The organism is Arenibacterium halophilum, assembly GCF_005938225.1.
GTDB classification, from domain to species: Bacteria; Pseudomonadota; Alphaproteobacteria; order Rhodobacterales; family Rhodobacteraceae; genus Arenibacterium; species Arenibacterium halophilum.
Map to the genome: position 1 here is coordinate 522,579 of NZ_VCPC01000003.1, position 24,592 is coordinate 547,170.

Annotated in this window: 23 protein-coding genes and 1 other RNA gene; 18 read left to right on the forward strand and 6 right to left on the reverse strand. The window is 65.3% G+C overall.

The annotated features are described in order from the left end of the window. Positions 1 to 28 precede the first annotated feature (28 nt). Positions 29 to 814 (forward strand): MBL fold metallo-hydrolase, encoded by a 786-nt coding sequence (locus tag FGK64_RS15755; protein WP_138864785.1) that lies wholly within the window; start codon positions 29 to 31, stop codon positions 812 to 814. Between the two features lie 226 nt (positions 815 to 1,040). Here the strand turns inward: FGK64_RS15755 and FGK64_RS15760 are convergent, their stop codons facing one another. From FGK64_RS15760 to FGK64_RS15770, 3 genes are all read right to left on the reverse strand, one after another. Then, complete coding sequence (locus FGK64_RS15760) at positions 1,041 to 2,066, reverse strand: hypothetical protein (protein WP_138864786.1); 1,026 nt, start codon at positions 2,064 to 2,066, stop codon at positions 1,041 to 1,043. A 13-nt stretch (positions 2,067 to 2,079) separates the two neighbouring features. Next, positions 2,080 to 2,550 carry a transcription elongation factor GreA gene (gene greA / locus FGK64_RS15765; RefSeq protein WP_138864787.1) on the reverse strand — a complete coding sequence of 157 codons (471 nt, stop codon included), beginning with the start codon at positions 2,548 to 2,550 and terminating at the stop codon, positions 2,080 to 2,082. A 243-nt stretch (positions 2,551 to 2,793) separates the two neighbouring features. Next, positions 2,794 to 3,186: a VOC family protein gene (locus FGK64_RS15770; RefSeq protein WP_138864788.1), complete on the reverse strand. Its 393-nt coding sequence runs from the start codon at positions 3,184 to 3,186 to the stop codon at positions 2,794 to 2,796. A 95-nt stretch (positions 3,187 to 3,281) separates the two neighbouring features. Between FGK64_RS15770 and soxR the strand changes: the two genes are divergently transcribed. From soxR to FGK64_RS15825, 11 genes are all read left to right on the forward strand, one after another. Continuing rightward, positions 3,282 to 3,725, forward strand: coding sequence for a redox-sensitive transcriptional activator SoxR (gene soxR, locus FGK64_RS15775; RefSeq protein ID WP_138865023.1), 444 nt, complete (start codon positions 3,282 to 3,284; stop codon positions 3,723 to 3,725). A 90-nt stretch (positions 3,726 to 3,815) separates the two neighbouring features. Next, a complete protein-coding gene (gene gatC / locus FGK64_RS15780; protein WP_138865024.1) occupies positions 3,816 to 4,103 on the forward strand; it encodes an Asp-tRNA(Asn)/Glu-tRNA(Gln) amidotransferase subunit GatC in 288 nt (95 codons plus the stop codon). Beyond that, positions 4,103 to 5,590, forward strand: coding sequence for an Asp-tRNA(Asn)/Glu-tRNA(Gln) amidotransferase subunit GatA (gene gatA / locus FGK64_RS15785; RefSeq protein ID WP_138864789.1), 1,488 nt, complete (start codon positions 4,103 to 4,105; stop codon positions 5,588 to 5,590). The genes gatC and gatA overlap by 1 nt, the downstream gene beginning before the upstream one ends. 43 nt (positions 5,591 to 5,633) lie before the next feature. Next, entirely contained in the window at positions 5,634 to 6,425 is a 792-nt protein-coding gene (locus FGK64_RS15790) for a hypothetical protein (RefSeq protein WP_138864790.1), read from the forward strand. A gap of 6 nt (positions 6,426 to 6,431) precedes the next feature. Beyond that, a complete protein-coding gene (locus tag FGK64_RS15795) occupies positions 6,432 to 7,082 on the forward strand; it encodes an N-acetylmuramoyl-L-alanine amidase (RefSeq protein WP_138864791.1) in 651 nt (216 codons plus the stop codon). A gap of 34 nt (positions 7,083 to 7,116) precedes the next feature. Beyond that, positions 7,117 to 7,507: RNase P RNA component class A (rnpB, locus tag FGK64_RS15800), an RNA gene on the forward strand. Between the two features lie 214 nt (positions 7,508 to 7,721). Continuing rightward, positions 7,722 to 9,053: a hypothetical protein gene (locus tag FGK64_RS15805; RefSeq protein ID WP_138864792.1), complete on the forward strand. Its 1,332-nt coding sequence runs from the start codon at positions 7,722 to 7,724 to the stop codon at positions 9,051 to 9,053. A 130-nt stretch (positions 9,054 to 9,183) separates the two neighbouring features. After that, complete coding sequence (locus tag FGK64_RS15810) at positions 9,184 to 11,691, forward strand: GcvT family protein (RefSeq protein WP_138864793.1); 2,508 nt, start codon at positions 9,184 to 9,186, stop codon at positions 11,689 to 11,691. A 181-nt stretch (positions 11,692 to 11,872) separates the two neighbouring features. Continuing rightward, complete coding sequence (locus tag FGK64_RS15815; protein WP_138864794.1) at positions 11,873 to 12,637, forward strand: LamB/YcsF family protein; 765 nt, start codon at positions 11,873 to 11,875, stop codon at positions 12,635 to 12,637. Positions 12,638 to 12,640: 3 nt separating this feature from the next. Further along, complete coding sequence (locus FGK64_RS15820; protein ID WP_171054105.1) at positions 12,641 to 13,321, forward strand: 5-oxoprolinase subunit B family protein; 681 nt, start codon at positions 12,641 to 12,643, stop codon at positions 13,319 to 13,321. Next, complete coding sequence (locus FGK64_RS15825) at positions 13,318 to 14,259, forward strand: 5-oxoprolinase subunit C family protein (protein WP_210236583.1); 942 nt, start codon at positions 13,318 to 13,320, stop codon at positions 14,257 to 14,259. Before FGK64_RS15820 ends, FGK64_RS15825 begins: the two co-directional genes overlap by 4 nt. An 86-nt stretch (positions 14,260 to 14,345) precedes the next feature. On the opposite strand, the gene uraH is transcribed toward FGK64_RS15825, so the two are convergent. Beyond that, positions 14,346 to 14,702 (reverse strand): hydroxyisourate hydrolase, encoded by a 357-nt coding sequence (gene uraH, locus FGK64_RS15830; protein ID WP_138864796.1) that lies wholly within the window; start codon positions 14,700 to 14,702, stop codon positions 14,346 to 14,348. Positions 14,703 to 14,864: 162 nt separating this feature from the next. Here uraH and puuE point away from each other — a divergent pair, with 162 nt between their 5' ends. From puuE to FGK64_RS15845, 3 genes are all read left to right on the forward strand, one after another. Further along, positions 14,865 to 16,277: an allantoinase PuuE gene (gene puuE / locus FGK64_RS15835; protein WP_138864797.1), complete on the forward strand. Its 1,413-nt coding sequence runs from the start codon at positions 14,865 to 14,867 to the stop codon at positions 16,275 to 16,277. After that, a complete protein-coding gene (locus tag FGK64_RS15840) occupies positions 16,274 to 16,759 on the forward strand; it encodes an ureidoglycolate lyase (RefSeq protein WP_138864798.1) in 486 nt (161 codons plus the stop codon). The genes puuE and FGK64_RS15840 overlap by 4 nt, the downstream gene beginning before the upstream one ends. A gap of 67 nt (positions 16,760 to 16,826) precedes the next feature. After that, the gene (locus FGK64_RS15845; protein ID WP_138864799.1) at positions 16,827 to 18,284 is read left to right on the forward strand and encodes a uracil-xanthine permease family protein; all 1,458 of its coding nucleotides are present in this window, start codon (positions 16,827 to 16,829) and stop codon (positions 18,282 to 18,284) included. 170 nt (positions 18,285 to 18,454) lie between these two features. Here FGK64_RS15845 and FGK64_RS15850 read toward each other — a convergent pair whose 3' ends face one another. Continuing rightward, positions 18,455 to 19,438, reverse strand: a complete 984-nt coding sequence (locus FGK64_RS15850) for a type I glyceraldehyde-3-phosphate dehydrogenase (RefSeq protein ID WP_138864800.1) — start codon at positions 19,436 to 19,438, stop codon at positions 18,455 to 18,457. A 64-nt stretch (positions 19,439 to 19,502) separates the two neighbouring features. Here FGK64_RS15850 and FGK64_RS15855 point away from each other — a divergent pair, with 64 nt between their 5' ends. Then, complete coding sequence (locus FGK64_RS15855) at positions 19,503 to 20,486, forward strand: hypothetical protein (RefSeq protein WP_171054106.1); 984 nt, start codon at positions 19,503 to 19,505, stop codon at positions 20,484 to 20,486. Positions 20,487 to 20,489: 3 nt separating this feature from the next. Here FGK64_RS15855 and FGK64_RS15860 read toward each other — a convergent pair whose 3' ends face one another. Then, entirely contained in the window at positions 20,490 to 21,260 is a 771-nt protein-coding gene (locus FGK64_RS15860; protein ID WP_246057787.1) for an IclR family transcriptional regulator domain-containing protein, read from the reverse strand. A 142-nt stretch (positions 21,261 to 21,402) separates the two neighbouring features. Between FGK64_RS15860 and FGK64_RS15865 the strand changes: the two genes are divergently transcribed. Together FGK64_RS15865 and FGK64_RS15870 are read left to right on the forward strand one after the other, a co-directional pair. Continuing rightward, positions 21,403 to 22,719 carry an aromatic ring-hydroxylating dioxygenase subunit alpha gene (locus FGK64_RS15865; protein ID WP_138864803.1) on the forward strand — a complete coding sequence of 439 codons (1,317 nt, stop codon included), beginning with the start codon at positions 21,403 to 21,405 and terminating at the stop codon, positions 22,717 to 22,719. Continuing rightward, positions 22,676 to 24,157, forward strand: a complete 1,482-nt coding sequence (locus FGK64_RS15870) for a glutamine synthetase family protein (protein ID WP_138864804.1) — start codon at positions 22,676 to 22,678, stop codon at positions 24,155 to 24,157. The genes FGK64_RS15865 and FGK64_RS15870 overlap by 44 nt, the downstream gene beginning before the upstream one ends. Positions 24,158 to 24,592 lie beyond the last annotated feature (435 nt).

Here is a 24,592-nt window from a genome sequence, read left to right on the forward strand (position 1 = left end):
TCCCCGCATCGCAACCCGGAGGACGACAATGCCACAGACCCGCCGCAGCTTTCTGATCACCGCCGCCGCTGCCGCCGGCAGCACCACAATCCTGCCCTACGCCGCCATGGCCGGCGGGCATCTCGCCAATGAATTCAAGACCTCGCAGGGCACGATCACCGTGCACCCCGTCGAACATGCGTCCTTTGCGATGGAAAGCCCGGCAGGCACCATCTATGTGGACCCGGTTGGCGACGCCGCGCTGTATGGCGATTTTCCCAAGCCCGACCTGATCCTGATAACGCATGAACACGGCGACCATTACAACGCCGAAACCCTTGCCGCGCTGATGGGCGAAGACACGATGCTGGTGACCAACCCGGCCGTGTTCGACATGCTTCCCGAAGCCATGAAGGCGCGAGCCACTTCGGTCGCCAATGGCGAAATGGCAGAGTTCGGCCCAGTGCGGATCGACGCGATCCCGGCCTATAACACCACAGAAGACCGCAAGAATTTCCACCCTGAAGGACGTGACAACGGCTATGTGCTGAATTTCGACGACTTCCGCGTCTATATCTCGGGCGACACCGAAGGCACGCCGGAGATGCGCGCCCTGCAGGATATCGACCTTGCGTTCGTCTGCATGAACCTGCCTTTCACGATGGACGCCAGCGCCGCTGCTGCCGCGGTGTCGGAGTTCAAACCCACCTACGTTTACCCCTATCACTATCGCGGACGCGATGGCGGAACCCAGGACCCGGAGGCTTTTGCACAGGCGGTTGACGGTGCGGTCGAGGTGAAGCTGCACGACTGGTACAACGGCACGCTCAGCTGAACATCATGTCTTCTTTGGGGTGAAAATATCCCGGGGGAGTCCCGAAGGGACGGGGGCAGAGCCCCCGTTTCCTTTCTATTGCCGCCTCCCTGCGACGGAGGGGCAGAACCCGGCTGATCTTCATACAGTCAGGTCCAGACGTCCCGGTAGAGGGGGCGCTGCCCTCACCGGGCCAAGGCCCGGCCCCCCGGAGTATTTGTCCAAAGAGAAGGGGCGGGCCTGTGCCCTAATCGAAGGTTCCGGCCACGCGGCCCAGAAGCATGAAGGCGCGGGCGGTGCGCGTGTCGGACAGAGCCGAGATATCGGCATCCGAGGCAGTGGTTTCGAATTCGGCAAACATCCGGTCGAACAGGCGCAGGAAGTGGTGCGCGGCATCGCGGAAGATCGGATCCTGCTTCATCCGTCCGGCCGAGAGTGCCAGCGAGCTGCGGTCGTGCACCCCGCCCAGCGAGGCGATGGCGCGCCCGCGCGCGCCCTGGGCAAACTGGCGCCAGACTTCGGGGCGCGCCATGTCCGGGCGCAGGTCGTCCATGTAGATCCCGTCCTGGCTCAGCAGGGTCAGCACATCCTGGCTCGCCTGAACGATCTGGGCGGTCTTGCGGTCGCGCAGGGCCCGGCGCAGTGCGGCGAACCCGGCTTCGTCTTCGGCAGTTTCCGGGAAATTCAGCGCGCGGACGAAATCATCTACCGGCAGGGGTGGCGCCAGCACTTCGACAGGCGTGCCAAGGGCCAGCAGACCCTGATCGACATCCTCACCCGTAGGTGCGGCCACCGGCGTGGGCGGGCGCGATCGGTCGCGCCGGGTGGAGAACGTTGCCAGTGCGGTTTCCGTCTTCTTCGCGGCGGCGGCGATTTCGTCCAGCTTCTTGGCGACGGTGACATCGGTGCTCAGCGCGGCGCGCTGTTGCAGCGCGACATAGGATTGGCGAATGCCGTCGATCGCCGCCTGAAGGCGCGCGCTTTCCTCGCGCATCACCCGGTTCGACCGGGCCGCCGTTGCCGCCACCCAGATCATCCCCACCGGCATGAAGATTGCCAGCATCGTGATCAGAAACCGCAGACCGTCGAAATCCGGTCGGCTTCCATCCGGGACCACCACGAAGAAGATCACAGCGATCAGAAGCCACAGCACCGACAGGGCGATGGCCACCAGTTCGATGCTGGTGATGGCGTCATATTGCGGACGGTCGTAAATGCCCAGCGGAGTCGCCTGGCTGTCCTGGGACGCATTCGAAGGAGGCTCGGACGCCATGGCCGTATCTCCCTCAGGAATAGACGATATCCAGCACTTCGTAGGATTTCTCGCCGCCCGGTGTGCGCACCTCGACGCTGTCGCCCACATCCTTGCCGATCAGAGCGCGTGCGATGGGCGACTTGATGTTCAGCAGCCCCTTTTCGACGTTGGCCTCGTGTTCGCCGACGATCTGCCAGGTCTTTTCCTCGTCGGTGTCTTCATCCACCAGCGTGACGCGCGCGCCGAACTTGATGGTGCCGGTCAGCTTGGCCGGGTCGATCACCTCGGCCAGCGACAGCACGCCCTCCAATTCCTTGATGCGGCCCTCGATGAACGACTGTTTCTCGCGTGCCGAATGATATTCGGCATTCTCCGACAGGTCGCCATGTTCGCGGGCCTCGGCAATCGCCTTGATGATCGCGGGGCGCTCGACGGATTTCAGCTGTTTCAGCTCGACTTCCAGCGCGTTGTGACCGGCCGGGGTCATCGGTATCTTGTCCATATCAGCGTTCCACACAAAAATCGGGCGCCCCGCCGCAGCGCGCCGGGGCGTCCCTCTGAATCGGTCTTTACCATCACCCATTGTGGCGCGCGATTGCAAGAGCGGTGTCGCTAACACTGCGGGCTCGGCGTGAACCCGGCACGCGCCGCGCCGACTACAGGTGAAGGCGCCAGAACAGGATGGACAACGGCAGCCGAAACCTGCGGCTGCGCCATGCATGACGGCCGGCTGTGCGCCACAAACTCATGACGCCACCTGATGAGACGCGACTTCCCATTCGATACCGTCTTGATCGTGAAAGTAGAATCGTCGCCCTGGCGCGTAGTCGGCATGGTTCACAGGAGTAAAGCCAGCGGCTTTCACCCGCGTTTCGACCGCGTCGATATCGTCGGTGAAGACCGCGATGTGATTCAGCCCGCCGATGGTGCGATAGCTGTCTTCCTGCCGGGGTTTCGAGCCGCCATAGGAAAACAGCGCAACATAGCTGTCGGCGCTGCCCACATGGACCGTATAGCCGGTTTGCATCGCCGGTCCTTGCCAGCGGATGTGCCAGCCGAAAACCTCGGTCAGCCAAGCGGCAGTGCGTTTCGGATCGGACACCGTGATGTTGGTATGTTCAAGCCGGGCCTGGGCCATGATCGTTCCTCCCTCTTTCAATCATGGCCGAAGCATCCGACCTCAAGTATACTTGAGGTCAAGTGAAAAATTCAGAATGAAATGAGGTGTCTGGTATGAAGGGTGGGCTGTCGGTCGGGTATGTTTCGCGGCGCACGGGGCTCGCCGTGTCGGCGATCCGCTATTACGAGGAAGAAGGCCTGGTGCATCCGGGCCGCGACCGGGGCAACCGGCGCGTGTTTCGGCGTGGAGACATCCGGCGCCTGTCGTTCGTGATGATCGCGCAGCAGCTTGGATTCTCCCTGTCAGAAATCCGCGCCGCTTTGGATGCCCTGCCCGGGGGCCGCGACCCCACACGCGAAGATTGGGCGCGTCTGGCGCAGGGGTTTCGCGCCTCGATCGATGCGCGCATCGCCGGTCTGGCGTCACTGCGCGACCGGCTGGATGGCTGTATCGGTTGCGGCTGTCTGTCGCTGGATCGCTGTGCGCTCTACAACCCCGAAGACACAGCCGCACAATTGGGCAAGGGCCCGCGCTTCGTCTTCGGTGCCGCGCCATAGGCCTTCACCGCACGCCGCGCGCGGGTTTGCGCCCTTGCGAGCGCGGCCCGCGAGCGGTAAATGCGCGATGACGCAACACGAAGGGACGCCATGTCGATCGACGAAAGCACTGCCGCCCGCGTGGCAAAACTGGCCCGGATCCGGGTCGAGCCCGAGGCGCTGCCCGAGCTGGCCGAGGATTTCAACCGTATCCTGGGCTTCATCGAACAGCTGAACGAGGTCGATGTCGAGGGCGTCGAGCCGATGACTTCGGTCACGCCCATGCGGCTGAAACGGCGCGAGGACCAGGTGGATGACGGCGGACACGCCGCCCAGGTCCTGTCGAATGCGCCCGATGCGCGCGAAGGCTTTTTCGCGGTTCCGAAGGTGGTGGAATAATGGCTGATCTGAACACGCTGGGCCTGGCCGAGGCGCGCGACCTGCTGCGCAAGGGCGAAACCACCTCTGTCGAGCTGACCGAGGCCTGCCTCAAGGCGATTGATGCCGCCGATGTGCTGAACGCCTTTGTCCACAAGACGCCCGAGATCGCGATGGAGCGCGCCCGCGCGGCCGATGCGCGCCTGCAAGCCGGAGATGCGCCCGCCATGTGCGGCCTGCCCATCGGCATGAAGGATCTGTTCTGCACCGAAGGCGTGCCGAGCCAGGCCGCCAGCCGCATCCTTGACGGGTTCCGCCCCGAGTATGAATCGACCGTCAGCGCCAACCTGCGTGACGCGGGCGCGGTGATGCTGGGCAAGCTGAACATGGACGAATTCGCCATGGGCTCGTCCAACGAAACCAGCGCCTATGGCAATGCGATCAACCCGTGGCGCCGCGATGGCGACGACACCGCGCTGACGCCGGGCGGTTCGTCCGGTGGCTCTGCCGCCGCCGTGGCCGCCGATCTGTGCCTTGCCGCCACCGGCACCGATACCGGCGGCTCGATCCGCCAGCCCGCCGCGCTGACAGGCACCGTGGGGATCAAGCCGACCTATGGCCGCTGCTCGCGCTGGGGCATCATCGCGTTCGCCTCTTCGCTGGATCAGGCCGGGCCGATGACGAAATCGGTGCGTGACGCCGCGATCATGCTGGGCGCCATGTGCAGCCACGACCCTAAGGATTCGACCAGCGCCGATCTTGCCGTGCCGGATTTCGAATCGCTGCTGAGCGGCGACATCCGGGGCAAGACCATCGGCATCCCGCGCGAATACCGGGTCGAAGGCATGCCCGCCGAGATCGAGAAGCTGTGGAACGACGGCACCGAGATGCTGAAGGCCGCCGGTGCCAAGGTGGTCGATATCTCGCTGCCGCACACCAAATACGCGCTGCCCGCCTATTACGTCATCGCCCCGGCCGAGGCCTCGTCGAACCTTGCGCGCTATGACGGGGTGCGCTATGGCCACCGGGCGAAACTGGCGCAGGGCGACGGCATCACCGAGATGTACGAAAAGACCCGCGCCGAAGGATTTGGCGACGAGGTGCAGCGCCGCGTGATGGTCGGCACCTACGTGCTGTCCGCAGGGTTCTACGATGCCTATTACAACCGCGCCCGCAAGGTCCGCACGCTGATCAAGCGCGATTTCGAACAGGCGTTTGCTGCCGGAGTCGACGCGATCCTGACCCCGGCCACCCCTTCGGCGGCTTTCGGTCTGGGCGAGATGACTGAGGCCGATCCGGTGCAGATGTACCTGCTCGACGTGTTCACCGTCACGGTGAACCTTGCTGGCCTGCCGGGCATCACCGTGCCCACGGGGCGCGATGCGCAGGGCCTGCCGCTGGGTCTTCAGCTGATCGGGCGGCCATGGGAGGAAGCAGACCTGCTGAACACCGCCCTTGCGCTGGAATCCGCCGCTGGCTTTGTGGCCAAACCCGCGCGGTGGTGGTAAGCCGGTTTCGTCAAGAAACGTGAAACGGCAAGCGGTGGGTCACATGCGGTTAGGCTGTGTTTTGGTGGTGCTGGGCGTGTTGGGCGCCTGCTCGAATGCGGTGCCCGACAGCGGGTCGGGCATCGGGTTTGATACGTCGGACGATGCGCGCCGCGCGCGTGAACTGGCGCTGAACGGCGGTGCCGGTGCTGGCGTACCGATCACGCCGCCCGCCGTCGTGTCGGGCGAACGCCTGCCACAGGGCGCGCCGATGGCGATGCCCGGGGCCGTGCCCGTCGATACCGCGACGGTGGATGCGCCCCTTGGCGCCGCGATGGGAGGTTCTGACGATGATATCGCCCGCGACACCGCCGCCGCGCTGGCCGCCACCTCGCCCGGGGCACAGCCTGTTGGCGCACCCGTTCCGGCTTCCGTCCAACAGCCCGGGATCGTGCCGAACAACCCGGGCCTGTCGACCGAGAACGACTTTGCCGCCGTGTCCGAACAGCGCAGTATCGAAGGCGACGCCGCCCGCATCGCCCGCACCCGTGCACAATACGAGGTGGTGCAACCCACCGCCGTGCCAGCCCGCACCGGGGGCGCCGGGCCAAACATCGTGACCTATGCGCTGGAAACTTCGCACCCGCGCGGAACGCGGATGTATTCCCGGTCGGGCATCAACCTGGCCAACCGGGCGCAACGGGCCTGCGCGGGCTATGCCTCGCCCGATCAGGCGCAGATGGAATTCCTTGCCAGCGGCGGGCCCGAACGCGACCGCCACGGGCTGGATCCGGATGGCGATGGCTATGCCTGTTCGTGGAACCCGGCGCCCTTCCGCGCCGCCCGCCAGAACTAGGCCCCCTTGGCCGCCATCTGGCACCCCTCTCCGAACTTCGGCGTGCGGCGTGATGGGCTGCGCCCCACCCTGATCGTGCTGCACTACACCGCCATGACCAGCGCGCAGGCCGCGCTGGACAGGCTGTGTGACCCGAAGGCCGAAGTTTCGGCGCATTACCTGATCGGCGGCGACGGCACGCTGTGGCAGATGGTGGACGAGGATCAGCGCGCCTGGCACGCCGGGGCGGGCGCATGGGCGGGGCAGGGCGATGTGAACTCGCGCTCGATCGGCATCGAGCTGGACAACCGCGGCGATCACCCGTTTTCCGAGCCACAGATGGCCGCACTGGAACGGCTGCTGCCCGGCATCATGCAGCGCCACGGGATCGCGCCACAGGGCGTGATCGGCCATTCGTGCATGGCGCCGGGCCGCAAGGCCGATCCGGGGCCACGCTTTGACTGGACACGCCTGGCCCGCCAGGGCCTCGCCACGCGCCCCGGCATGGGCGAGACGGCAAAACCAACCCCCGACAGCTTTCGCCAGATGGCCCGGGCGCGCGGCTTCACCGCCCCGTGCGACGATGCCACCCTGCTGGCCGCCGTGCGCCTGCGCTTTCGCCCCGGCGCCTCCGGTCCGCTGACCGCCGAAGACCTTGCCGTGTTGCACATGGCTTGACGAAGCCCGCGCGCCCTGCCACATGCCAAGGCGCGCGGAGGGCCGGATGGCCGCTGGGGTGCGCCCCAGAGGAAAGTCCGGACTCCAGGGAACGACGGTGCCGGGTAACGCCCGGGCGGGGAAACCCGACGGAAAGCGCCACAGAAATGAAACCGCCGTGCCCCGGCACGGTAAGGATGAAACGGTGGGGTAAGAGCCCACCGCGCTCCCGGCAACGGGGGCGGCACGGCAAGCCCCACCGGGAGCAATGCCAAATAGGACCCCCGCGCGGGCCCGGTCCCGCAAGGGATACCGCCGCTAGGTCAGATCCCGCCAAGAGGGGTCGGGTTGGCAGCTTGACGCCTGCAGCAATGCAGGTGCCAGAGGAATGGTCATCGAAGGGGGCAACCCCGGAACAGAATCCGGCTTACAGGCCCTCCGCGCATATTTTCCCAACCCCCCGCTTCTTTGGGCCATAAATGTCCCCGCCGGAGGCACGCGCGGCACGCGCGTCATCGCCGCCTGCGGCCCGGAAACCGCCTGCGTGGGGCACGCAACGCGCGCGGATATCCTTGGAATGGCGCGGCTTTCGCCCAAATACAGCCGCCTTTCGCGGGTCAACTCCGCACCCAACGGCAAACCGAGTCGAGGGTCGGGTTCATGAGCAAGGGTTACATCATCGTGCTGGGCGCCATCGCCGGGCTGGCCTTTGGTGCGGCGGATTTCCTGCAGCAGCGCACCAAGGCCGATGGCGATTTCACCCCGGGCGACTACATCGCCTCGGTCTTTGAGCGCCGGGCAGAGGCCGCGTCGGACAAGGCCGCCGCAGCCGCTCTGGCCGACGCCCGCAAGATTGCCCCGCGCGATCACCTCTCGCCCGCGCCCGAAGGCTGGCAGCGCCATGATTATTCCGACGATCTCTACGCCCGGCTGGTTGGGCCCAAGGCCGCGCCGACCGAGCAGGAGAAAGAGATCATCGACAAGATCAAATCAAGCCCGCTGGGCGGGATGTTCTCCACCGACCAGGCGCAGCATTCAAACGCCGCGACGGCCTATCTTTATACCCGTGGCGACGAGGTGGTGATGATCTCGGCCAAGCTGAAGGGCCCGGCGCCCAAGGGCCGCATCGGCGCGATGATTGGCGCGGCGTCCGTGCAACTTGCCAGTTACTCGAAGAAGGAAGGCTTCGCGGTCATCAAGGGCGTGAATTTCTTTGAAACCATCGGCATGACACAGGTGCGGCTGGACCAGCCCGGCCCGCAGGACCACCGCCGCTTTACCGGCAGCCTTGGCAATACCGTGATGATCGAGGTCGAAAGCCGCGCCCATGACGACTCGCTGCGCCAGTTGCTGGGCGATATCGACTATGACGCGCTGAACCAGATGCTGGAACAGCCGCTGCTGGGCGTCGGATCGCAGGCGCCTGTGCTGTCGGACAGCCAGCAGCAATTCGTGCTCGACACAACGCTGGCCGCGATGAAACGCGCCGAACCGGGCCGTCGCCGCGCGGCCGAGCGCCAGATGACACAGGCGATGCAACCCACAGCGATGGAACGCGCGCTGGTCGGGGCGGCAGGCGGCGCCGCGCAAAGCCTGGACGTCGCGGCACCCAGTGGCAAACAGGCCCGCGCCACGCCTGCACCTGACACCAGCCCGATTGACTACGCCGCGTTGCGCATCGTCTACGACAGCGCCGAAGCGCGCCACCGCGACGATCCGCAGGCCTTCCGCAGCGGTCGAATCAGCCCTGCCACCCCGGCCCATGATGTGCAGGCCATGATGCGCGACCGGGGCTTGCCGCCCGGCAGCTGCCTGTCGGTCGATACAGGCCGCGTCTTGTGCAATGCCAATGCCGAAAGAATGCGCGCGGCCGAAACCGCTCGCGAGCAGGCCACTGCCCGCACCGCCGCGCCGGTCAAGGTGAACCGCCCTGGCAAGCGCCAGACGGGCAGCAGCTGCGGCGGTGGCAATTTCTGCCGCGTCGGCGACTGATCGCGACGCCGCAAATCGGCCCGCGCCCGCCCCGCATGTCGCATTTCTTCCGCGACTCGTCGGGCGGGTTATCGGCGGGCTGAAATTTGCGGGTATTGAGGGGGAAACCACACGCCCCGGAGTCGCGCCAATGAAAACCAATGTCAAAGCTCTTGTCGTCGGCGGTGGCGCCGTCGGCACCTCGATCGCCTACCACCTCGCCAAGGCGGGCTGGAACGATGTCATGCTGATCGAACGCGATGAGCTGACCAGCGGATCGACCTGGCACGCCGCCGGCTTGCTGCCGCTGTTCAACATGTCCTACGCGACAACCCACATCCATAAATACTCGGTCGATTTCTATAAAACGCTCGAGGCGGAAACGGGGCTGAACGCGGGCTTTGCCGTGGTCGGCAACCTGCGCATGGCCCAGACCGACGCGCGGATGGACGAATACCGCCTCTATGCCTCGACCGCCGAAACCTGTGGCGTGAAATACGAATGGTTGACCCCGGACGAGATCAAGACGCGCTGGCCGCTGATCGAAACCTCGGATCTGAAAGGCGCGATCTATCACACCGAAGACGGCTACATTAACCCCGCCGATGTGACCCAGGCGATGGCCAAGGGCGCGCGTCAGCGCGGTGTCGACATCGTGCGCAAACTGCAGGCAGATGCCTTCCACTGGACGGGCACCCATTGGGAAGTCACCTGTTCCAAGATGGTCGAGCAGGGTGGCAACCTTGTCGCCTCGGACGAACAGGTGGTCATCACCGCCGAACATGTCGTCACCGCCTCGGGCAACCATGCGCAGCGCACCGCGAAGCTGCTGGGCATCAAGATGCCCGCGATCCCGGTCGAACATACCTTCATCGTGATGGACAAGGACCCGGAGCTGGTCAAATGGCGGGCCGAGGGCAACCCCGAGCACCCCGTCGTGCGCGATGCCGACAAGGAATCCTATGCCCGCGAGGAACGCGGCGGCTGGATCCTTGGCATCTATGAACACGGCGCCCCGGCGCGGTTCGAATACGGCGTGCCCGACAGCTTCCGCGCGGACCTGTTCCCGCTGGATCTGGACCGCATCGCCGAGCAGTACATGGCGATGACGGAACGTGTGCCCTCTTGCGCCGAATCCGGCCTGAAAGACGATTTCAACGGCCCGATCTGTTATACTCCCGATGGCAACCCGCTGGTTGGCCCGGCGCCGGGCCTGCGCAACATGTGGCTGGCCGAAGGCTTCAGCTTTGGCATCACCGCCGCCGGTGGCACCGGGTATTACCTTGCCCAGATGATGGTGGAAGGTGAAGCCGAGATCGATATGGCCTCGCTTGACCCCAAACGCTATTCCTCGAACTGGATGACCACCGAGTTCGCGGCGCGCAAGAACGAAGAGTGCTATGAGCACGTCTACATCCTGCACCACCCCGATGAAGAGCGTGAAGCCTGCCGCCCGCTGCGCACTGTTCCGGCCTATGACCGCCAGAAGGCCCGCGGCGCACAATTCGGGTTCGTGAACGGCTGGGAGCGTCCGAACTATTACGGTCCGCTGGATGCGCCCTCGAACTTCGACAAGGAAGCCCGGTCGTTCCGGCGCGGCGGCTGGTGGCAATATGCGGTGGAAGAGGCCAAGGCGATCCGTGAAGGCGTGGGCCTGATCGACGCCAGCGCCTTTACCAAGCACATCGTGCGCGGCCCCGGCGCGACGCAATTCCTGGATTGGTTCACCTGTAACAAGCTGCCCAAGGTTGGCCGGATCAACCTGACCTATGCGCTGACCCAGAACGGCACCACCCGCACCGAATACACCATCGTGCGCAACGGCGAGAACACCTACTACCTCGTCTCGGCCGGTGCGTGGAGCGAGTACGACGCCGATTTCCTGCGCAAGGCGGCCGAGGACAAGATGGGCGACTTCGGCTATGTCGAAATCCAGGATGTCACCACGCAGTGGGGTGTCTTTGCCATCGCCGGTCCGAAATCGCGCGACGTGCTGAAGGCGGTCATCAAGGACGCCGACCCCGAAACCGCCCTGTCGAACAAGCGGTTCCCGTGGCTGTCTGCCCGTGCGATCGAGCTGGGCATGTGCCCGGTCAACGCGATCCGCGTGGCCTATACCGGCGAGCTGGGATGGGAGCTGCACCACCCGATCGAGATGCAGAACTATCTGTTCGATCTGCTGGAAAAGGCCGGCGAACCGTTTGGCATGAAGCTGGTCGGCGCGCGGGCGCAGAACTGGCTCCGTCAGGAGAAGAGCTATCGCGCCTTCGGCAACGAGCTGGGCCGTGATGCCACCCCGCTCGAGGCCGATCTGCCGCGCTTTGTGGATTTGGGCAAAGAGTTCCACGGCAAGGCGAAGCTGGAAGAAACCGGCGTGCGCGTGAAATGCTGCACGCTGCTGATCGACGGACCCGACGATGCCGACCCATGGGGCCGCGAGGCGCTTTATGCCGAAGATGGCACGCGCGTCGGGCGCCTGACCTCTGGTGGCTATTCGGTGGCATTCGGTAAGTCCATCGGCATGGGCTATGTCTCGCCCGAGCACGCGGTGGAAGGCACCAGGCTGAAGGTCAAGATGCTGGACAAGTTGTGGGATGCTGTCGTGACCTGCGACAGCCCCTATGATCCGAAGAACGAAACCATCCGCAAGGACGGCTGAGGGGGTTCCCCCGGATCAGGCCGACCAAGCCGCCCGCGCCGATGCACCCCGGCGCGGGCGTTGTTTTTGAGTATTTTGGGAATAGTGAAACAGGGGCCTTACGCCTGATGCGCGGCGGTTGGGGGCTTTTCCTGATGCGTGTGCAGGGGTTAGACTGCATCTGCGGCAAGCAGGAGAGACCATGCGCATCGATCTGAATTCCGATCTGGGCGAGGGGTTTGGCCCTTGGACAATGGGCGATGACGCCGCGATGCTGTCATTGGTCAGTTCGGCCAATATCGCCTGTGGCGGCCATGCCAGCGACCCCGAGACGATGTTGGCTGCGCTGGAGCAGGCTGTGGCGCGGGGCGTCGTGATTGGCGCGCATCCGGGCTATGCCGACCGCGAAGGATTTGGGCGCCGGATCATCCCGATGACGCCACGCGCGATAGGCGCGATGGTGGCGGCACAGGTGGGCGCGCTGGCAGGCGTTGCGGCGATTGCGGGCGCACGGGTGGCCTATGTCAAGCCGCATGGCGCGCTGGGCAATCTGGCCTGCGACGATGCGGATGTGGCGCGCGCCATCGTGGGTGCGGTCGCAGCGCAGCCCGGACGACTGGCGATTTTGGCGATCTCCGGAACCGTATTGGAGCACGAGGCGCGCGCTGCTGGGGTACAGGTGTTTTCCGAGATTTTCGCCGACCGTGCCTATATGCCCGACGGCCGCCTGATGCCGCGCAACCGCACCGGAGCGGTTCTGCATGACAGGGACGAAGCGGTTGATCGCCTGTTGCGGTTTCTTGAGACAGGGCAGATGCCAGTTGCCGAAGGCGCGCCGATCAAGCTGGCGGCGCAATCGGTTTGCGTTCACGGCGATTCACCGGGCGCCGTGGCGATGGCACTGGCGCTGCGGGACCGGCTGCTGGCGCAGGGCGTGACCATTGCCCCCTTTCTGGACGTGGGATAAGGCGTGAAGGCTCCGATCCTGCGCCCTGTCGCCGAACACGGTCTGCTGGTGGATTATGGCGACCGTTTTGATCGCGCAATCTGGGCACGGCTGATCGACTTGGATGCCCGGCTGTCCTCTGAGACGGTGCCGGGGTTTGTCGAAGCGGTGCCCGCCGCCACCTCTCTTCTCGTGCGCTTTGACCCGATGACTACGGATCACGCCAAAGTTGGCGCGGCGTTGCTCGTTTTGTTGGCCGTGCCTCCCGGGGAAGAACAGCGCCATACGCGCGCGCACGTGGTTGACGTGTGCTATGATGGGACCCTCGCGCCCGATCTGGTGGAGGTGGCGACCCGGTGCGGCATGTCGACTGAAGACGTGGTAAGCGCTCATCTCAATTCCGAATGCCACGTACAGATGTACGGATTTGCGCCCGGATACGCCTATCTTGCGGGTCTGCCTGCGCCGCTGCACCTGCCGCGCAAGACAGCAGCCAAGCGTGACGTGCCGAAAGGCAGCGTACTGATCGCGGGGCAGCAATGCCTTGTCTCGACGCTGACGATGCCGACGGGCTGGTGGATCATCGGGCGCTCGCCGACGGCGATCCTGACCGGAGATGAAACGCGTCCCTTTTTGTTCGACGTGGGTGACAGGGTGACCTTCCGTCGCATCTCGCGAGACGACTATGACCGGTGTCTCACATGACGGGCGCGCAGCTCCACGTTGTAAAAGCCGGGCCGATGGTGACAATTCAGGATGTCGGTCGCCCAGACTTGATGCGCTATGGCGTGCCGGCGTCTGGCCCGATGGACAGGCTGGCTTTTGCCGCTGCCAATGCCGCGCTTGGCAACCGCACCGGGGCTCCGGCCATCGAAATCTCGCTGGGTGGGCTTACGCTTTCGTGCGAAGGCGCGCCGGTCGGCTTCGCCGTGGCGGGGGGCGGTTTCATCGTGGAGCATGGCGGTAGAAAGGCCGGCTCGTGGCATTGCGCAACGCTGACGCCGGGTGAAACACTGACGATCCGTCCCGGCCCGTGGGGCAGCTGGTGCTATCTTGCGCTGCCCGGAGGTGTCACGGCCCCCCATTGGCTGGGCAGCGCAGCCACCCATGCGGTGTCGGGATTGGGTGGCGGGCGCATTCTGCCGGGGCAGGTCCTGACCCCCGAAACCAGCGCCGAATCCATCCAACCGTGCGCCATCACCTGCCCGCTTACTGCCCGCCCACGCCCGCAAGTGCATGTGACCCTTGGACCGCAGGATCGCTTCTTTGACGCCGAAGCGCTTGGTCTGCTGCGCAATGGCCCCTGGCGCATGACCACGGCGTGGGACAGGATGGGCGTCCGCCTCGATGGTCCGGCCCTGCAGCCCAATGCCCCGCTCGACATGCCGTCAGGTCCAGTCACCCGCGGCGCGATCCAGGTGGCGGGCGACGGCGTTGCCACGATCCTGCTTGCCGATCACCAAACAACCGGCGGCTACCCCCGCATCGCCACGGTGCTGGACTGCGATCTCGACGGGCTGATGCAACTGCGCCCGCGCGACCGGCTGGCCTTCTCCCCCGTTACCCCCGAACAGGCCACCACGATCGCCCGCCGCGCCGCCAAGGGCGCCGCCCGCTACCTTGCAGGGCTGACACCTGCCTGACTCCCATATTCTTTGGGGTCCAAATATCCCGGGGGACTCCGCGCAGCGGAGGGGGGCAGAGCCCCCTCTGTCCTGTCTGCCCCGCGTCAACTTCCGCGATAGGTCGAATAACCGAACGGCGAGAGCAGCAGGGGCACGTGAAAATGCGCAGGCTCGCCCATCTCGAACCGGATCGGCACCGCGTCCAGAAACGCGGGCGCGCCGCCCGGGGCAGTATGCTGCGCCAGATAGGCGCCTGCGTGAAACACCAGTTCATAACTGCCGGTTTCAAACGAGGCTTCCGGCAGGATCGGCGCATCGGTGCGCCCGTCGTCGTTGGTAACCATCTCGGCCAGCGCCACGCGTGCCCCGCCCGCTTCCAGCCGGAACAGCTCGATCCGCAAGCCCGCAGCCGGGCAGCCGCGCGCCGTATCCAGAACGTGGGTCGTCAGGTATCCTGCCATCATCCGTCTCCTGCCGGGGTGCTGCTTCGTGATGCAGCCTTGGTGCCGCAGGCGCGATGATTGTGCAAACCGTCAGAATTTGACACTGCTTTTGTGAATTTTTGAAACCGGTTGCCGTGCAAAGCGGCTACACCGGCGTTAGGGGCCGGGAAAAGGGGCGACATGAACAGATATCCGCGCGACATGATCGGCTATGGCGCCACGCCGCCCGATCCCAAATGGCCCGGGGGCGCCCGCATCGCCGTCCAGATCGTGCTGAACTACGAAGAAGGCGGCGAAAACAACATCCTGCATGGCGACGCCGCGTCCGAGGCGTTCCTGTCGGAAATCGTCGGCGCCGCGCAATGGCCGGGCCAGCGCCACTGGAACATGGAATCGATCTATGAATATGGCGCGCGCGCTGGCTTCTGGCGGCTGCATCGCCTGCTGAAAGACCTGCCGATCACCGTCTACGGTGTGGCTTCGGCGCTGGCCCGCTCGCCCGATCAGGTGACGGCGATGCAGGACGCGGGATGGGAAATCGCCAGCCACGGGCTGAAGTGGATCGAACACAAGGACATGCCCGAGGCCGAGGAACGCGCCGCCATCGCCGAGGCGATCCGCCTGCACACAGAGGTCACCGGCACCCCGCCACGCGGCTGGTACGAAGGCCGCGCCTCGATCAACACGGTGCGGCTGGCGGCGGAAACCGGGCAATTCGCTTACATCTCTGACACCTACGATGATGACTTGCCCTATTGGGGGCACATCGAGGGCCGCGATCAGCTGATCGTGCCTTATACGCTGGATTGCAATGACATGCGGTTTGCTACTGCGCAGGGCTTCAACTCGGGCGATCAGTTCTTTGCCTATCTCTGCGACACCTTCGACACGCTTTATGCCGAAGGTGCCGAGGGCGCGCCCAAGATGATGTCAGTCGGGCTGCACTGCCGCCTTGTGGGCCGCCCGGGGCGCGTGCGGGCGCTGCGCCGGTTCCTTGAACACGTCCAGGGCCACCCGCATGTGTGGTTCGCGACCCGGTTGCAGATTGCCGAGCATTGGGCGGCGACGCATCCGCCCGTAGCGCGCCCGCGCCCGCACCTGATGGAACTGGATGCCTTCGTTGCGGCCTATGGCGGCGTGTTCGAACATTCCCCGTGGATCGCGGAACGCGCCCATGCGCTCGAACTCGGGCCTGCCCATGACACGGCGGGGGGGCTGCACAACGCGCTGTCCCGCGTGTTCCGCACCGCCGCGCATGACGACCGCCTTGGCGTGCTGCGCGCCCATCCGGATCTGGCGGGCAAGCTGGCGGCGGCCAAGCGGCTGACGGCCGACTCGACCGCCGAACAGGCCAGCGCCGGGCTTGACGCGCTGACCGATGCCGAGCGCGCCGAATTCGAACGGCTCAACGCGGCTTATGTCGACAAGCACGGCTTTCCCTTCATCATCGCGGTGCGCGATCACGACAAGCCGGGCATCATGGCGGCGATGGCGCGACGACTCGACAACACGACCGAGACGGAATTCGCCGAGGCCTGCGCCCAGGTCGAACGTATCGCGCGGCTGCGCCTGTCTACCCTGTTGCCTGCATGAGTGGGGTGGTCCGCATTCAGCCGCTGACCCGCGACGCCTTCGCGCCCTTCGGCGATGTGATCGACACCGACGGCGACCCGGACAAGATCATCAACCAGGGGATGTGCGGCCGCTTCCACGACCGGGCACGCCTTGATTTTTCCGATGGCCGCGCCGGGATCAGCCTGTTCCGCGCGACCCCGCGCGATCTGCCGCTGATGCTTGATCTGGTCGAACGCCACCCCGAAGGCTCGCAGGCCTTTGTCCCGATGTCGATGGATCCGTTCCTTGTGATCGTCGCGCCGGACGCGGGCAGCCAACCCGGCACCCCGTTGGCGTTCGAGACTGCCCCGGGGCAGGCGGTGAACTATCACCGCGGCACATGGCACGGGGTGCTGACGCCGCTGCACGCGCCGGGCCTGTTCGCCGTCATCGACCGCATCGGCGCGGGCGACAACCTGCAGGAACATTGGTTCGACACGCCCTGGCAGGTGACGCGCTAGGGCCGCCTTTTCCCCGGCAGCGCCCGACAAGAGGCGCCCGGACCCAACAGCGAGAGGACGACGACAAATGGCAGACGACAGTCTTGGCAGCCCACTCCAGCTGCGCGATCCGAACTATACGCCACCCCTGATCAAGGCGGTGCCGCTGGGCATCCAGCATGTGTTGGCGATGTTCGTGTCCAACGTGACCCCCGCGATCATCGTGGCCGGGGCGGCGGGCTTCGGCTTTGGCTCGAACAGCCCGGATTTCTCCGAACTGCTTTACATGATCCAGATGTCGATGCTGTTCGCGGGTATCGCCACGCTGTTGCAGACAGTGACCATCGGGCCGGTGGGCGCGGCGCTGCCGATCGTGCAGGGCACGTCGTTCGCTTTCATCCCGATCATGATCCCGCTGGTCGCGGGCAAGGGTGTGGATGGACTCGCCGCCCTGTTCGGCGGCGTGTTGCTGGGCGGGCTTTTCCATGCCCTGCTGGGCACGGTGATCGGGCGGATCCGCTTTGCGCTGCCGCCGCTGGTGACGGGGCTGGTGGTGACGATGATCGGTCTGGCACTGGTCAAGGTCGGCATCGAATACGCCGCCGGAGGCGTTCCGGCCAAGGCGTCGGGCGCGGAAAGCTATGGCAGCCTGCGCAGCTGGTCGGCGGCGCTGGTGGTGATCTTCGTGACGCTGGGGCTGAAGTTCTTTGCGCGCGGGATGCTGTCGATGTCGGCGGTGCTGGTCGGAATCCTTGTCGGATACCTCTACGCGCTGGGCATCGGCATGCTCAGCGTCGAGGCCATCGGCACCAGCTGGACCCGCGCGGCCAGCTTTGCCCTGCCGGACCCGTTCCGCTACGGGTTCGAGTTTTCCGCCGCGGCGGTGGTCGGGTTCTGCCTGATGGCATTCGTCTCGGCGGTGGAAACCGTGGGCGATGTCTCGGGCATCACCAAGGGCGGGGCCGGGCGCGAGGCGACGGACCGAGAAATCAAGGGCGCGACCTATGCCGATGGTCTGGGCACCGCGGTGGCCGGCATTTTCGGCGCGCTGCCCAACACCAGTTTCAGCCAGAACGTCGGGCTGATCGCCATGACCGGCGTGATGAGCCGCCACGTCGTGACCATCGGCGCGCTGTTCCTGATCCTGTGCGGGCTGGTGCCCAAGGTCGGCGCGCTGATCCGCACGGTGCCGATCGAAGTGCTGGGCGGCGGGGTGATCGTGATGTTCGGCATGGTGGTCGCAGCCGGGGTGTCGATGCTGTCCGACGTGGTCTGGAACCGGCGCAACATGGTGGTTTTCGCGGTTGCGCTTTCGGTCGGGCTGGGCCTGCAACTCGAGGTGATGAACCTGGCCCCCGGCGCGCCCAACGCGCTGCAACACCTGCCGGATTCGCTCCGCATCCTTGGGGCGTCGGGGATCCTGCCCGCCGCGCTGATCGCCATCGTGCTGAACCTTGTGCTGCCCGAGCAGCTGTCGGGCGAGTCGACCGAAGAGGTGTCGGGCGGGTTGGCCGGGCATGGTTCGGGGCGGTTCTCGCAGGACTGAATGGCCCGCGAGCCGGAGGCGGAAGGGGGCTCTGCCCCCGTCCCTTCGGGACGCCCCCGTAGTATTTTTGGAATTATGAAAGGGGGAAAGAGCCCCATACTCTTTGGGGTTCAAATATCCCCGCCGGAGGCATCGCGCGCAGCGCGATCTCTAGTGCTCGGCTCGCGTATTCAGCCGCGCGTGGCCATGCGGGTGGCCATGTCGATCATGCGGGCCGAGAACCCCCATTCATTATCATACCAGCCAAAGATGCGTGCCTGCGGGCCCTGTACACGCAATTCGGGCGCGGCGATGACGAGCGATTCGGGGCGCGCGCGCAGGTCGGAGGAGACGAGCGGCGCGTCGGTCCAGCCGAGTACGGGCGAGCGGGAGACCGCTGTCTGAAGGGCGTGCCTGAAGCTCTTTTCGTCAAAGGCCTGTTCGAGTGTCACCACCAGATCGACGGCCGAGACGCTGGCCACGGGCACGCGCAGGGCGGCGCCGGTTACACGGTTGCCGAGGCCCGGCAGCACTTTGTTCACCAACTCGGTCGCGCTGGACGTGGTGGGGACCATGGATTGCGCGCCGCCGCGGCTGCGCGCCAGGTCGCCGCGCGGGGCGTCGACCATCGGCTGGCTGTTGGTGTAGCAGTGGATCGTCGTCATGTGGCCCTGCACCACGGTGCCAATCTGGTCGACCACCTTGAGCAGCGGGGCCAGCGCATTGGTGGTACAGGACGCATTCGACACCACGCGGGCGGTGCCAAGAGCGTCGTCATTCGCGCCCATCACCACCGTGACTTCGGCCGCTGGCGAGGGCCCCGAGATCAGCACGTTGCGCGCGCCTGCCGTCAGCCCGCGCGAAGCGACATCGCCGGTGCGCGCGATGCCTGTGCATTCAAGCACCACATCCACGCCGCTGAGATCGACGTTCCGAAGATCGCTTTCTTGCGTCAGGGCGGTCGCCGTGTCGCCGATGCGCAGCGCGCCGTCACGCGCAATGACGTCGGCAGGGTAGGGGCCGAAGGTGCTGTCGTACTGGAACAGGTAGGCGCATTCCTCGGGCGAGGCGATGTCGTTGATCGCCACCACCTCGACCCCGGGGCGGGGGGCTTGCAGAAGCTGGCGCAGGATGGTGCGCCCGATCCGTCCGAATCCGTTGATCGCGAGTTTCATGACGCAGGTATGGCACTGCGCGCGACGCGTCTCAATATGACTTGCACGGGGCTGGGGTGCGGGCATGATGGTTGCAAGCTGGGGCGGTGGAGACGACGACATGAGACTATTGCGGATTGCGCGTGTCGCTCTGGTGATGCTGTTGCTGCCGTGCGCCGTGATGGCGCAAGGATGGAGCCTGCGGACGGGCGATGATTCCTCATTCTTTACCGGGGCAATTCATGCGCCCGAGGGGATCGAAATGATGTTGCTGTGCGGCGAACGTTCGCCGCAAGGTGTGTCGCCCGAGGTGACGGGGAACATGGAGCCCGACATCACGCCGGCGCAGGTTTTACGGCTGAATCTTTCAACCCGCGATATCGGACAGCCCCAGCATGGCGCCCCGCCACGAGCCGATGTGATGATCGTGACGGGCAGCACCGGATATCGGCTGGCCTCCGTGCGGTGGAACGAGATGTTCGGCGTGTGGGAGGCCGATCTGGCCGCGAATGACGCGGTGTTTGCCGCCATGTCCGCCGCCCCGATGATCCAGATTCACAGTGCCGCCGGGGTGCGTTCCGGGTCGGCGGCCAATTTCGGAACCGCCTATCAGCAATTGATCCAGTATTGCGAAGCGCAGTTTGCTGCCATCGGCAAGCCCTGGGCCGGGCCGGGGCAGGGTGGGCCGATGCAAGAGGCGGCCGAGGCCGCGATCATGGCGGAATGCAGCGGCCCGGCCGAACGCGCTGAAGGTTACATGCGGCGCGCCAATATCGACGGCGACGGGGTCGAGGATGTGGTTCTGGACTGGGGCAATGTTGCCTGTTTACAAGGCACCCGCCGACCCTTCTGCGGGGCCTCGAACTGTCAGGCGTCGATCTTTATCAGTGCCGATTTTCCGCGCAGGGGGCAACCCGTGGAACTCTATGCGCTGGGCGTGTCGATCACCGCGTTATCGAACGGGTTGGATGGAGTCACCTTTGCTGGCGGGCTGTCTTCCTGCGGCGGAACGGGGGGCTGCGAGAAGACCTGGTACTGGACCGGGGCGGAATTCACGCCGCTCGACTAGCGGCTAAAGTTTCTCAAGCGCCTGATTCTGGCGCAGGTCGGCGGCGCAGAGGTGCAGCCGTTGCAGGCGCGCGTCGTGTGGGCCGCTGCCGCTGGGAAAAGACGCACCCACCACGGCGGCCCGTTCCCCCGGACGGCTGACCGGGACGGCCAGCCCGGCGATGCCGGTTTCGAATTCCCCATCGGTGACGCAGGACCCGGAGATCCGCGCCGTGCCGATTGCCTGTGCGATATCCGCGCGATTTTCGAGCGCGCGTTCGGTGTGACGTGGCAAAGGCGCGCGGGTCACAAGTTCTTGCATCAGCGATTCCGGCTCGCAGGCCAGCAGCATCCGGCCAAGGCTGGTGTGCAGCAGCGGCAAGCGGCTGCCCAGAGTGAACCCGTAAGACACAGGGCCATCCCGCACGGTGGATTGCGCCAGCAGCAGCACGTTTTCGCCGTCGCGCAGCGCCAGTGTGATATCTGCGCCCAGCATCGCGGCGTGATAGTTCAGCACCGGCTGCACCTGCCGTCCAAAAGCGTTTGCCTGAAGGAAACCTCCCGCCAGCGACAGTACCTTGGGGGTCAGCCGAAAGCGGCGGTCGTTCTGGTGCAGATAGCCCAGTTGCACCAGCGTCAGCACTCCGCGCCGCGCGGTGGCGCGATCCTGCCCGGTTGCGCGCGCCAAGTCGGCCAGGCTCAGCGTTTCGTGGCTGCCATCAAAAGCGGCAAGCACGGCCATCCCCTTGGCGAAGGTCGAGGCGATGTTCCTGTCTTGCGTCGCAACTGAGCTCAAATTCCCTGATCCCGCTTGACAGGGCCACGGATGCGGCCCCAAAGTGAACGTATAACGACACAATGTGCGCAATACGAACGATAAGTCAAGCAGAAGACCTATTCTGCCGCGCACCATGCCAACGCAAGCCGGAGTGCCCGCCATGATCAGCCAGGAATTGAACGACAGTCTGACGCGGGTGGGGCCCGGCAGCGACGCGGGGCAGGTGCTGCGCCACTACTGGCAGCCCGCCGCCCTCTCGGACGAGCTGATGAGCGGGCGGCCCGTGGTGCCCGTCAAGCTGCTGGGCGAGGAATTGGTGCTGTTCCGCGATACCGAAGGTAAGCTGGGCCTGATCGGGCGCCACTGTCCGCATCGTGGGGCCGACCTCTGCTATGGGCGCCTGGAAGACAACGGGCTGCGCTGCCCCTTCCACGGCTGGCACTTCAACCGCGACGGTCAATGTGTCGAGCAGCCGGGCGAACCCGAAGGCAGCAAGATGCACGAGCAGATCAAGGCGCCTTCCTACCCGGTGGTTGAAAGGAATGGCATCGTCTGGGCCTACATGGGACCGGGCGAGCCGCCGGAATTCCCCGCCTTCGACTGTTTCCGCGCGCCCGACACCCATGTCTTCGCGTTCAAGGGGCTGTGGGAATGCAACTGGTTGCAGGCGATGGAGGTCGGGATCGACCCGGCGCATGCGTCTTTCCTGCACCGCTTTCTTCAGGATGAAGACCCGGCCGACAGCTATGGCAAGCAGTTCCGCGACAAGGCCGCCAACACCGAAATCCCGATGACCAAGCTGCTGCGCGACTATCCCCGCCCCGATATCGAGGTCGAGGACACCGATTACGGCCTGAAGCTGACCGCGCTGCGCCACATGGAAGACGGCCGCACCCATGTGCGTGTGACGAATCAGATCTTCCCCGAGGCGATCTGTATCCCAATGTCGCGCGAAATGACGATCACCCAGTGGCATGTGCCGGTGGATGACGAAACCTGCTACTGGTACTCGATGTTCACCAGCTACACGGCGCCGGTGGACAAGGTGAAGATGCGCGAACAGCGGCTGAAGGAACACCGCCTGCCGGATTACGCGCCGCTGAAGAATGCGCGCAACAACTACGGCTATGACCCCGACGAACAGGCGCGCGAAACCTATACGGGCATGGGGCTGGACATCAACGTGCACGACCAATGGGCGGTGGAAAGCATGGGCCGCATTCAGGACCGGACCCAGGAACACCTTGGCAAATCCGACGTGGGCATCATCCGCAACCGCCGCAAGCTGCGCGCCGCCATCGCCGCGGTCAAGGCGGGCAAGCCGGAAGAACTGCCAATGCGGAACGGCACCGACGTGAGCCGGATCACCGGGCCGGTGTCGAACGACGCGATCGCGGAAGACGGCGATTGGAATGCCGCCACCCTGACCAGCGATGAACAGCGCCGCGCTGAGTGCCCCTGGGACGCGCGTGTCTGAGGTTGCCGGCGGCGCGCTTGCGCGCATGGGTTGCCTCGACGCCGATGCGATCGAGGCCGCCGACGCCCTGTTGGCCCGCGTGGCGGGCAGCGACATCGAAACCATCCGGGTGCTGTTCCCGGATCAGCACGGGTTGCTGCGGGGCAAGACGATCGTCGCCTCGGCGCTTCGTTCGGCGCTGCGCTCGGGGCTGACCGCACCCTCGACACTGCTGCTGAAGGATACCGCGCACCGCACGGTGTTCCCGGTGTGGAGCGAAGATCCGGGCGTATCGGCAGGGCCGATGCAGGGTGCCAACGACATCCTGATCGTGCCCGACGCCACCACCTTCCGCCCGCTGCCCTGGGCACCGCATTCGGCCTGGCTGCTGGCCGATGTGCGCTTTCGTGACGGCACGCCCATTCCCTTTGCCTCGCGCAGCGTGCTGCAGCGCGCGGTCGGCGCGCTGGGGGCCGAAGGGCTGCGGGCGACGATGGGGCTCGAGGTCGAATTCTACATCTTCCAGCAGGTGACCGACGGGCTCGACCATGTGCAGGCAACCGCACCCGGCGATCCGGTGATGTCGCGCGGGACCACGCAGGGCTACCAATACCTGACCGAAACCCGATACGACGCGATGGAGCCGCTGCTGGACAAGCTGCGCCGCGCGGCCCAGGGGCTGGGCTTGCCGGTGCGCTCGGTCGAGATCGAATTCGGCCCCAGCCAGTTCGAGATGACGTTCGATCCGGGCAGCCCGATGGAACAGGCCGACAACATGGTCATGTTCCGCACCATGGTGAAGGAACTCTGCGCCCGCGAAGGCTATCACGCCAGCTTCATGGCGAAGCCTAAAATCCCGAATCTCGTGGCGAATGGCTGGCACGTACACCAGTCAATTTCCGACGCACAAGGGCGCAACCTTTTCATGCCCGACACCGACGGCGCGCTGACGCCGCAGGCCGATGGCTGGCTGGCCGGGCTGCTGACACATGCCGCCGAGGCCAGCCTGCTGATGGCGCCCACCATCAACAGCTACAAACGTTACCAGCCGTTCCAACTGGCGCCAAACCGCATCGCATGGGGGCGTGACAATCGCGGTGCCATGCTGCGCGCCCTCCTGCTGAAAGGCGACGCGGCCAGCCGGATCGAAAACCGCGCCCCCGACAGCAGCGCCAACCCCTATTACGCCTTCGCGGCCCAGCTGACAGCGGGCCTCGCGGGGATGCAATCGGGGGCCAAAGCCCCGCCCGCGACGATTTCACCTTACGATGGCGACGCCGAATTGCTGCCGACCGACATGGGCGCGGCGATTGCGGCTTTTGACACCTCGGATATGTTCCGAAAGACACTTGGCGACGATTTCGTGAACTACCTTGTGCACCTGAAGCGGGCCGAATGGTCCCGCTACCTGGGCGCTGTTTCAGATTGGGAACATGCGGAATATTTCAATGTGTTCTGATCGTGACTGCCCTGGCGTTAGCCGCCCTTTTCCATGTTTAGGTCCCGCCGCGAGATATTCCTGACCCTGATCGCGCTATCGCGGTCGCGAGGTGAAACGTTACGCCGTCATGACATCGTCGCCCGATTGGCAGCGGCAGCGTGTAAGTTCTTGGAAACGGTCGCACTTGCCCACGGCCCCAAGCCGCCCGTCACTACCGGGACATGGTCGCTCCTGGGCCATGCTCGGTTTCTATGGGCGTAAAGGCTTGCGATACAATCTGCACGCAATGGGTGTTTATCGAGGCTGCAGAGAGTTTCTTAGGGAAAACCGCTCCATCGACTTGGCGCAGACGTCGCGTCGCATTCGCCCGCTCTTCAGCTTCTCGACCTCGCAAAATTTCAGAACGCCCCTGTCCATCAGGCTGCGGATCGTCCGGACGTTGAAGCCGAGGAT

Bases quoted from the DNA above. Each gene is read 5' to 3' on its own strand.
- soxR (WP_138865023.1), top strand. From the start codon at position 3,282: ATGAAGGGTGGGCTGTCGGTCGGGTATGTTTCGCGGCGCACGGGGCTC.
- FGK64_RS15855 (WP_171054106.1), top strand. From the start codon at position 19,503: ATGATGGTTGCAAGCTGGGGCGGTGGAGACGACGACATGAGACTATTG.
- FGK64_RS15840 (WP_138864798.1), top strand. From the start codon at position 16,274: ATGAGTGGGGTGGTCCGCATTCAGCCGCTGACCCGCGACGCCTTCGCG.
- greA (WP_138864787.1), bottom strand. From the start codon at position 2,550: ATGGACAAGATACCGATGACCCCGGCCGGTCACAACGCGCTGGAAGTC.
- FGK64_RS15865 (WP_138864803.1), top strand. From the start codon at position 21,403: ATGATCAGCCAGGAATTGAACGACAGTCTGACGCGGGTGGGGCCCGGC.
- puuE (WP_138864797.1), top strand. From the start codon at position 14,865: ATGAACAGATATCCGCGCGACATGATCGGCTATGGCGCCACGCCGCCC.
- uraH (WP_138864796.1), bottom strand. From the start codon at position 14,702: ATGGCAGGATACCTGACGACCCACGTTCTGGATACGGCGCGCGGCTGC.
- FGK64_RS15845 (WP_138864799.1), top strand. From the start codon at position 16,827: ATGGCAGACGACAGTCTTGGCAGCCCACTCCAGCTGCGCGATCCGAAC.
- FGK64_RS15850 (WP_138864800.1), bottom strand. From the start codon at position 19,438: ATGAAACTCGCGATCAACGGATTCGGACGGATCGGGCGCACCATCCTG.
- FGK64_RS15770 (WP_138864788.1), bottom strand. From the start codon at position 3,186: ATGGCCCAGGCCCGGCTTGAACATACCAACATCACGGTGTCCGATCCG.
- FGK64_RS15825 (WP_210236583.1), top strand. From the start codon at position 13,318: ATGACGGGCGCGCAGCTCCACGTTGTAAAAGCCGGGCCGATGGTGACA.
- FGK64_RS15810 (WP_138864793.1), top strand. From the start codon at position 9,184: ATGAAAACCAATGTCAAAGCTCTTGTCGTCGGCGGTGGCGCCGTCGGC.
- FGK64_RS15760 (WP_138864786.1), bottom strand. From the start codon at position 2,066: ATGGCGTCCGAGCCTCCTTCGAATGCGTCCCAGGACAGCCAGGCGACT.
- FGK64_RS15870 (WP_138864804.1), top strand. From the start codon at position 22,676: ATGAACAGCGCCGCGCTGAGTGCCCCTGGGACGCGCGTGTCTGAGGTT.
- FGK64_RS15815 (WP_138864794.1), top strand. From the start codon at position 11,873: ATGCGCATCGATCTGAATTCCGATCTGGGCGAGGGGTTTGGCCCTTGG.
- gatC (WP_138865024.1), top strand. From the start codon at position 3,816: ATGTCGATCGACGAAAGCACTGCCGCCCGCGTGGCAAAACTGGCCCGG.
- FGK64_RS15805 (WP_138864792.1), top strand. From the start codon at position 7,722: ATGAGCAAGGGTTACATCATCGTGCTGGGCGCCATCGCCGGGCTGGCC.
- gatA (WP_138864789.1), top strand. From the start codon at position 4,103: ATGGCTGATCTGAACACGCTGGGCCTGGCCGAGGCGCGCGACCTGCTG.
- FGK64_RS15755 (WP_138864785.1), top strand. From the start codon at position 29: ATGCCACAGACCCGCCGCAGCTTTCTGATCACCGCCGCCGCTGCCGCC.
- FGK64_RS15790 (WP_138864790.1), top strand. From the start codon at position 5,634: ATGCGGTTAGGCTGTGTTTTGGTGGTGCTGGGCGTGTTGGGCGCCTGC.